The sequence below is a fragment of the Micromonospora orduensis genome, from assembly GCF_006228125.1.
Classification (GTDB): Bacteria; Actinomycetota; Actinomycetes; order Mycobacteriales; family Micromonosporaceae; genus Micromonospora; species Micromonospora orduensis.
The window spans coordinates 1-6,747 of the sequence record NZ_VDFY01000321.1 but is presented as its reverse complement, the minus strand read 5'-3'; the positions used below and the strand labels follow the sequence as shown (position 1 = coordinate 6,747).

General features: G+C 72.4%; 8 protein-coding genes. 6 read left to right on the top strand and 2 right to left on the bottom strand.

The genetic code is table 11. The annotated features are described in order from the left end of the window. Positions 1 to 138: 138 nt before the first annotated feature. Positions 139 to 1,101 (top strand): complex I subunit 1/NuoH family protein, encoded by a 963-nt coding sequence (locus FHG89_RS32660; RefSeq protein ID WP_139588231.1) that lies wholly within the window; start codon positions 139 to 141, stop codon positions 1,099 to 1,101. Positions 1,102 to 1,115: 14 nt separating this feature from the next. Here FHG89_RS32660 and FHG89_RS32655 read toward each other — a convergent pair whose 3' ends face one another. Next, the gene (locus FHG89_RS32655; protein WP_139588230.1) at positions 1,116 to 2,135 is read right to left on the bottom strand and encodes a glutathione S-transferase family protein; all 1,020 of its coding nucleotides are present in this window, start codon (positions 2,133 to 2,135) and stop codon (positions 1,116 to 1,118) included. A gap of 78 nt (positions 2,136 to 2,213) precedes the next feature. Here FHG89_RS32655 and FHG89_RS32650 point away from each other — a divergent pair, with 78 nt between their 5' ends. Then, positions 2,214 to 2,642, top strand: a complete 429-nt coding sequence (locus FHG89_RS32650) for an ester cyclase (RefSeq protein WP_139588229.1) — start codon at positions 2,214 to 2,216, stop codon at positions 2,640 to 2,642. Here the strand turns inward: FHG89_RS32650 and FHG89_RS32645 are convergent. Continuing rightward, positions 2,623 to 3,198 (bottom strand): Uma2 family endonuclease, encoded by a 576-nt coding sequence (locus FHG89_RS32645; protein ID WP_139588228.1) that lies wholly within the window; start codon positions 3,196 to 3,198, stop codon positions 2,623 to 2,625. The genes FHG89_RS32650 and FHG89_RS32645 overlap by 20 nt on opposite strands. A gap of 96 nt (positions 3,199 to 3,294) precedes the next feature. Here FHG89_RS32645 and FHG89_RS32640 point away from each other — a divergent pair, with 96 nt between their 5' ends. From FHG89_RS32640 to FHG89_RS32625, 4 genes are all read left to right on the top strand, one after another. Next, complete coding sequence (locus FHG89_RS32640; RefSeq protein ID WP_139588227.1) at positions 3,295 to 3,906, top strand: NuoI/complex I 23 kDa subunit family protein; 612 nt, start codon at positions 3,295 to 3,297, stop codon at positions 3,904 to 3,906. A 25-nt stretch (positions 3,907 to 3,931) separates the two neighbouring features. Beyond that, positions 3,932 to 4,531, top strand: coding sequence for an NADH-quinone oxidoreductase subunit J family protein (locus tag FHG89_RS32635; protein WP_139588226.1), 600 nt, complete (start codon positions 3,932 to 3,934; stop codon positions 4,529 to 4,531). Further along, positions 4,528 to 4,881, top strand: coding sequence for an NADH-quinone oxidoreductase subunit NuoK (gene nuoK / locus FHG89_RS32630; protein ID WP_139588225.1), 354 nt, complete (start codon positions 4,528 to 4,530; stop codon positions 4,879 to 4,881). The genes FHG89_RS32635 and nuoK overlap by 4 nt, the downstream gene beginning before the upstream one ends. Next, positions 4,878 to 6,747, top strand: a 1,870-nt coding sequence (locus FHG89_RS32625) for an NADH-quinone oxidoreductase subunit 5 family protein (RefSeq protein WP_139588224.1), incomplete at its 3' end; no start/stop codon positions are given. The genes nuoK and FHG89_RS32625, both read left to right, overlap by 4 nt.

Below are 6,747 nucleotides of genomic sequence, written 5' to 3'. Positions count from 1 at the left end.
GCCGGCACCGGGGGCCCGTCCGGCGCGTACTCCCCGGCCCGCCGGCGCCGCCGACGGCCCGGCGGGGTCCGCGCCGCCCGGGCCGGTCGCGGACCCGCAGGCGTCCGACGGCACCGACGACGACGGGGGTACGCGCTGATGCCGCTCTGGGTGGAGCTGGTGCTGCGGGTGGGCGGGGTGCTTGTCGCGTTCCTCACCCTGCCGTTGCTGGTCGGCCAGACCGAGCACAAGGTGATGGCGCACATGCAGGGCCGGCTCGGCCCGATGTACGCGGGCGGCTTCCACGGCTGGGCCCAGCTGGTCGCCGACGGGGTCAAGTTCGTGCAGAAGGAGGACGTGACCCCGCGTGAGGCGGACCGGGCGGTGTTCCGGTTGGCCCCGGCGGTGGCGCTGGTGCCCTACCTGCTCGTGCTGCTGGTCATCCCGCTCGGTCCGAACGACCTGGTCGGGCAACCGCTGGACATCGGCCTGTTCTTCGTCCTGGCCGTGGTCGGCGTCGGTGTGGTGGCGGTGCTCATGTCAGCGTGGGCGTCGGCCAACAAGTACAGCCTGCTCGGCGGGCTGCGCGGGGCCGCGCAGCTGCTCGGTTACGAGTTGCCGCTGGTGCTGGCCGCCGCCTCGGTGGCGATGGCGGCGGGCACGCTCAGCCTCTCCGGCATCGTCGAGGCGTGGCAGCCGTGGTGGTTGCTCTGGCAGGCACCCGCGATGATCATCTTCTTCGTCGCGGGGTTGGCCGAGATCCGCCGCCCGCCGTTCGACATGCCGGTGGCCGACTCCGAGCTGGTCTTCGGCTACATGACCGAGTACACGGGTCTGCGCTTCGCGTTCTTCCTGCTCGCCGAGTACGTCGGCATCGTGGTGATCGCCGCGCTGACCACTGTGCTGTTCCTCGGCGGCTGGCAGGGCCCGTTCGCCGACGACCAGCTGGGCTGGCTCTGGACCCTGCTCAAGGTCTTCGCCGTCGCCTTCGTGATCATCTGGCTGCGGGTGTCCTACCCCCGGCTGCGCGAGGACCAGCTCCAGCGGCTCTGCTGGCTGGTCCTGGTGCCGGCCTCCCTCGCGCAACTGGTCCTCACCGCAGCCGTCCGCGTCGCCCTCTGACCCGTCCCCGGGAGTCAGCGCAGCGGGGTGTGCGCGGGGTCGACCGGCTCGACCGGCGGCGGCGGTGGTGTGCCGTCGCCGAAGGGCCGGCCGCCGAGGGACTCCCGACCGTGCGGGGTGAGCCAGTTGGACAGGTCGGGGCCGAGCGGCACGATCCCGGTCGGGTTGATGTCGCGCTGCACCTCGTAGTAGTGCCGCTTGATGTGGTCGAAGTCGATGGTGTCGCCGAACCCGGGGGTCTGGAACAGGTCCCGGGCGTACGCCCACAGCACCGGCATCTCGCTCAGCTTCTGCCGGTTGCACTTGAAGTGACCGTGGTAGACGGGGTCGAAGCGGACCAGCGTGGTGAACAACCGCACGTCGGCCTCCGTGATGGTGTCGCCGACGAGGTAACGCTGGTCGGTCAGGCGCTCGGTCAGCCAGTCCAGCCGGTCGAAGAGCTGGTGGTACGCCTTGTCGTACGCCTCCTGGCTGCCGGCGAAGCCGCACCGGTAGACACCGTTGTTGACGTCGCGGAACACCACGGCGTTGACCTCGTCGATCTGCTCGCGCAGGTGCTCGGGGTAGAGCTGCGGGGCGCCCTCGCGGTGGTACGCCCTCCACTGGGTGGACAGGTCCAGGCTCATCTGCGCGTAGTCGTTTGTCACCACCTGCCCGGTCGGCACGTCCACGATCGCCGGGACTGTGATGCCGCGTTCGTAGCCGGGGAAGCGCTTGAAGTACGCCTCCTGAATGCGTTCGATGCCGAGCACCGGGTCGCGGCCGTCGGGGTCGAGGTCGAAGGTCCAGCTCCGGGCGTCGTGGGTGGGGCCGGCCACCGCCATCGAGATGGCGTCCTCCAGGCCGAGCAGGCGCCGCACGATGATCAGTCGGTTGGCCCACGGGCAGGCGCGGCTGACCGCCAGCCGGTACCGGCCGGGTTCCACCGGGTATCCGTCCCGCCCGTCCTCGGTGATCCGGGTCGCGATGTACCGCTGGTCGCGGGTGAACTCGCCACCCGGCTCGACGTACTTCCCGCCTGTTTCCTCGCCCACGTGACCCTCCCGGTTCTTTCCCCTGTCTCTACCCCATCCTCACGGATCTACCACGGTGTGTCCGGCTACCCTGCCGGGGTGACGGATGCGGAGGCGACGGCCCGGCGGTTCATCGCCGACGTGTGGAACGCCCGCCGGGAGGAATCGGCGTACGAGCTGGTCGCCGACGAGTGCCCGGGGCTGGGCGGGACCGGCCCGGAGGCCACACTGGCCTGGCACCGGGAGCGGCGGGCGGCCTTCCCGGACCTGCGCTACAAGATCGTGGACGTGGTGGCGGCGGGGGAGCGGGTGGCCGTGCACTGGCGGGCGGCCGGCACCCAGATGGGCCAGTTCGGGCCGGTGCCGCCGACCGGCCAGGTGGTCAGCTACTCGGGAGCGACGTTCCTGCGCTTCGACGCGGCGGGGCGGATCGTCGAGGTGTGGAGCTGCAACGAGCTGTTCCAACTGCTCCAGCAGCTCGGCGTCGAGATGCTCCCACCGACCGTCGTCAACGGACCCGGGGCGTGATCCGGCTGATCGGCAGGTTGATCGGGAAGGGCTCGCCGGTGTCGACGAACTTCGTCCACCGCCCGGTCTCGGTGTAGACCTCGTTCACCGCGTCGATCCGGTAGGTGACGACCTCCAACGCGCCACCCTCCGTCTCGATCCGCCAGTAGAACGGGATGCCGGCCTGGGCGTACAGCGCCGGCTTCAACACCCGGTCAATGGAGCGGGTGTTCGGTGAGACGATCTCGATGGCGACGACCACCTCGTGCGGCTCGTACTTCGACGGCTCGCGCGCCGCCGCGGTAGCGGTGGTGATCAGCACGTCGGGGATGAAGGACCGGGTGCGGTTGATCCGCACCTCGACGGCCTGCGTCACGTCGTAGCCGTCGGGGCAGTCCTCGTCGAGCGCGGCACCTAGACGCATCGCGATGCTCTGGTGGGTACGGGTGGGGGAGGGGGACATCAGCAGCACTCCATCGAGCAGTTCCCGGCGGCGGCCATCCTCGGGCAGCGCGTCCAGATCGTCAGTCGTCCACTCGCTCTCGGGCGGGTAGTCGCTCTGCGGAGCGGCGGTCATGGGTGGGTCCTTCCAGGTGCGGTCGTTCTCCCCGCGACCACGGTACCGCCTCGGACCTGTGGGTGGTGGTCGCGCGCGCCGGGGCCACAGGGCAGGATGGTCCACATGACCGACCCCAGCGAGCACGGCGGCCCGACCTGCGGCACCGGCGACCGCGGCCTGCCCGGTGCGGGTCTGGTGAAGGGGCTGGCGGTCACCCTCAAGACGATGACCAGCCGCTCGACCACCCAGCAGTACCCGGATGTGGCACCCGAGCTGCCGCCCCGCTCGCGGGGCGTGATCGCGTTGTCGGAGGAGAACTGCACGGTCTGCATGCTCTGCGCCCGCGAGTGTCCGGACTGGTGCATCTACATCGACTCGCACAAGGAGGAGGTGGCGGTGCCCGGCGCCGCCCGTCCCCGCCAGCGCAACGTGCTCGACAAGTTCGACATCGACTTCTCGCTCTGCATGTACTGCGGCATCTGCATCGAGGTCTGCCCGTTCGACGCGCTCTACTGGTCGCCGGAGTTCGAGTACGCCGAGTACGACATCAAGGACCTGCTGCACGACAAGGACCACCTCGGTCAGTGGATGGCCACGGTGCCGCCGCCGCCCGCGCACGACCCGAACGGTGAGCCGGCCAAGGAGGAGACCGCCGCCGCGCGCAAGGCCGCGCGTCCGGCTCCGCCGGCGGTACGCCCCGACGCCGACCAGGATCCCGCGTCGTGACCGCCCGAGTGGGAAGGGCGGTCCGGTGACCGGCGCGGACGTGCTGCTGCTCGCCCTCGGCGCGGTGGCGGTCGGTGCCGGCGTGCTGGTGGTGACCACGAAGCATCTGGTCCGCGCCGGCCTCTACCTGGTGGTCTGCCTGGGCGCGCTGGCCGGCGACTATCTGGTGCTCAGCGCTGAGCTGGTGGCCTGGGTGCAGGTGCTGATCTACGTGGGCGCGGTGGTGGTGCTGCTGCTGTTCGCGGTGATGTTGACCCGGGCGCCGATCGGCGCCTCCGACGACCTGGACCGGCCCGGCTGGCCGGCCGCCCTGATCGGCGGCGGCGCCGGGCTGGGGTTGACCGTCCTGCTTGTCGACGCGTACCGGTGGAGCACTGTCGAGCTGCCCGAGGCGGGCACCGCCGAGCGGCTGGGCGAGCAGATCTTCCAGTCCTGGGTGCTGCCGTTCGAGGTGCTCTCGGTGCTGTTGCTGTCCGCGCTGGTGGGCGCGGTGGTGTTGTCCCGGCCGGACATCGGCCGGCCCGGCCCGCCGCGCGACGGCGGCGCCGTGCCGCTCGACGCGACGGCTCCGGCCGGCCCGGCGGCGCCGCGCGAGGCCGACGTGGACGCCGGGGGGCGCCGGTGAGGCCTGTCATCCCGTACGTCACCGCCGCGCTGCTGTTCGGCCTCGGCGTCTACGGCGTGCTGCGTCGGCGCAACGCGGTGCTGGTGCTGATGGCGGTCGAGCTGATGCTCAACGCGGTCAACCTGATCCTGGTCACCGCCGACACCACCGCCCGTGCCGTGCTGCCGCACTCCGGGCAGGTCTTCGCGCTGTTCGTCATCGTCCTCGCCGCGGCCGAGATCGGGGTGGGGTTGGCGATCGTCCTTCAGCTCTACCGGCTGCGGGCGACCGTCGCGGTGGACGACGTGCCGTTGACCGAGCCTGCCGTCTCGGCGCGGACCGTCGGCCAGGATGTGGAGGCGGGCCGGTGACCGGGCTGCTCGGGGCGCTGCTGCCCGCCGTACCGCTGGCCGCGGGTCTGCTCGGCCTGCTGCTGCCGCCAGCCCCGCGCCACCGGCCGGAGTCGGCGGGCGGTGACCGGGCGCGGACGGTCGCCGTGACACTCGGGGTGGTCGGCGCGGCCGGCGCGCTGGCGCTGGCCGTCGCGCTGCTGGTGACCGTGGACGCTCCGACCCAGACGTCGACGACCTGGGTCGACATCGGTGGGCTGGCGGTGACCCTGGGCGTACGGCTGGACGGCGCGGCGGCGCTGGTCGCGGTGGCGGTCACCGCGGTCGCCCTGGCCGTGCAGGTCTACTCGATCGGCTACCTGCGGCGCGGCCCGCACGACGACATCGACGTCGACCACCGCTACCCGCCGTACGCGGCACAGATCAGCCTCTTCACCGGCGCGATGCTGCTGGTGGTGGTCGCCGGTGACCTGATCATGCTGCTGGTCGGGTGGGAGGTGATGGGCCTCTGCTCGTACCTGCTCATCGCCCACGACCGCCGGCTTGCCGGCGCTCCGGCCGCCGCGATGAAGGCGTTCCTGGTGACGCGCGTCGGTGACGTCGGTTTCCTGCTCGGCATCGCGCTGCTCGGTGTGTCGACGGGCAGCTTCCGGATCACCGACGTGCTCGCCCACCACCATTCCGGCGTGACGTTGACCGCCGCCGGCCTGCTGCTGCTCGCCGGGGTCGCCGGCAAGAGCGCGCAGTTCCCGTTGCACACCTGGCTGCCGGACGCGATGGCCGGTCCGACGCCGATCTCCGCGCTGATCCACGCGGCGACGATGGTCGCCGCCGGGGTGTACGCCGTGGCCCGGCTCTACCCGCTGTTCACTGCCGCGCCTGTGACGCTCACCGTCCTCGGGGTGATCGGTGCGATCACCCTGCTGCTCGGTGCGCTCGCCGCCACCGCCCAGGACGACATCAAGCGGGTGCTGGCCTGGTCGACGGTGTCCCAGTTGGGCTACATGACCGGCGCGCTGGCGGTCGGCTCACCGTCGGCGGCGCTGTTCCACCTGCTCACCCACGCCGCGTTCAAGGCGCTGCTGTTCCTCGCCGCCGGCGCGGTGATCCACGCCGTGGGCACCACGTTGATGTCGGAGATGGGCGGCCTGCGGCGCAGCATGCCGGTGACCTTCTGGTGCACGGTGGTGGGCCTGGGCGCGCTGGCCGGTGTGCCGCCGCTGGCCGGCTTCTGGAGCAAGGACGGCGTGCTCACGGTCGCCGAGTCGGCCGCGCTGGAGGGCACCGGCCCGGCGCCGTCCTGGGTGGGCTGGATCGTCTGGATCGCCGGGCTGGTCGGCGTGGCGGTCACCGCCTGGTACGCGGGCCGGCTGCTGCTGCGGGCCTTCTTCGGCGAGCCCCGGCTCCCGTTGGTCGCGCCGCACGACCCTCCCGCGCTGCTGCGCTGGCCGGTGCTGCTCCTGGCCGTGCCCGCCGCGCTGCTCGGCCTGGCCGGGTATGTCGGGGCGTTCGCCGACCGGCTGCGGTTCCCGACCGTGCCGGTGGCGGGCTCCGAGGACGGCCTGGTCCACGTCGGGCCGAGCGTGCTGGTGCCGCTGGCGCTGCTGGTGGTCGGGGCGGGCCTGGTGGCGCTGCGCTGGCGCCGGGATCCGGTCGCCGACCCGGCGTCCGCGCTGGGCCCGCTGCGGCCGGTCTTCGCCCGCGCGTTCCGGCTCGACGACGTCCAGCACACCCTTGTCGTACGCCCCGTCCGGGCGTTGGCGCGGGCGACGCGTACCGGTGACGAGGTGGTGGTGGACGGGGCTGTCGAGGGCAGCGGGCGGGCCGCGTCCGGCCTGGGCGGTGGGCTGGCCGCGCTGCACCGGGCGGCGCTGCCCCGCGCCGCCG

Bases quoted from the DNA above. Each gene is read 5' to 3' on its own strand.
- FHG89_RS32645 (WP_139588228.1), bottom strand. From the start codon at position 3,198: ATGACCGCCGCTCCGCAGAGCGACTACCCGCCCGAGAGCGAGTGGACG.
- FHG89_RS32660 (WP_139588231.1), top strand. From the start codon at position 139: ATGCCGCTCTGGGTGGAGCTGGTGCTGCGGGTGGGCGGGGTGCTTGTC.
- FHG89_RS32640 (WP_139588227.1), top strand. From the start codon at position 3,295: ATGGTCCACATGACCGACCCCAGCGAGCACGGCGGCCCGACCTGCGGC.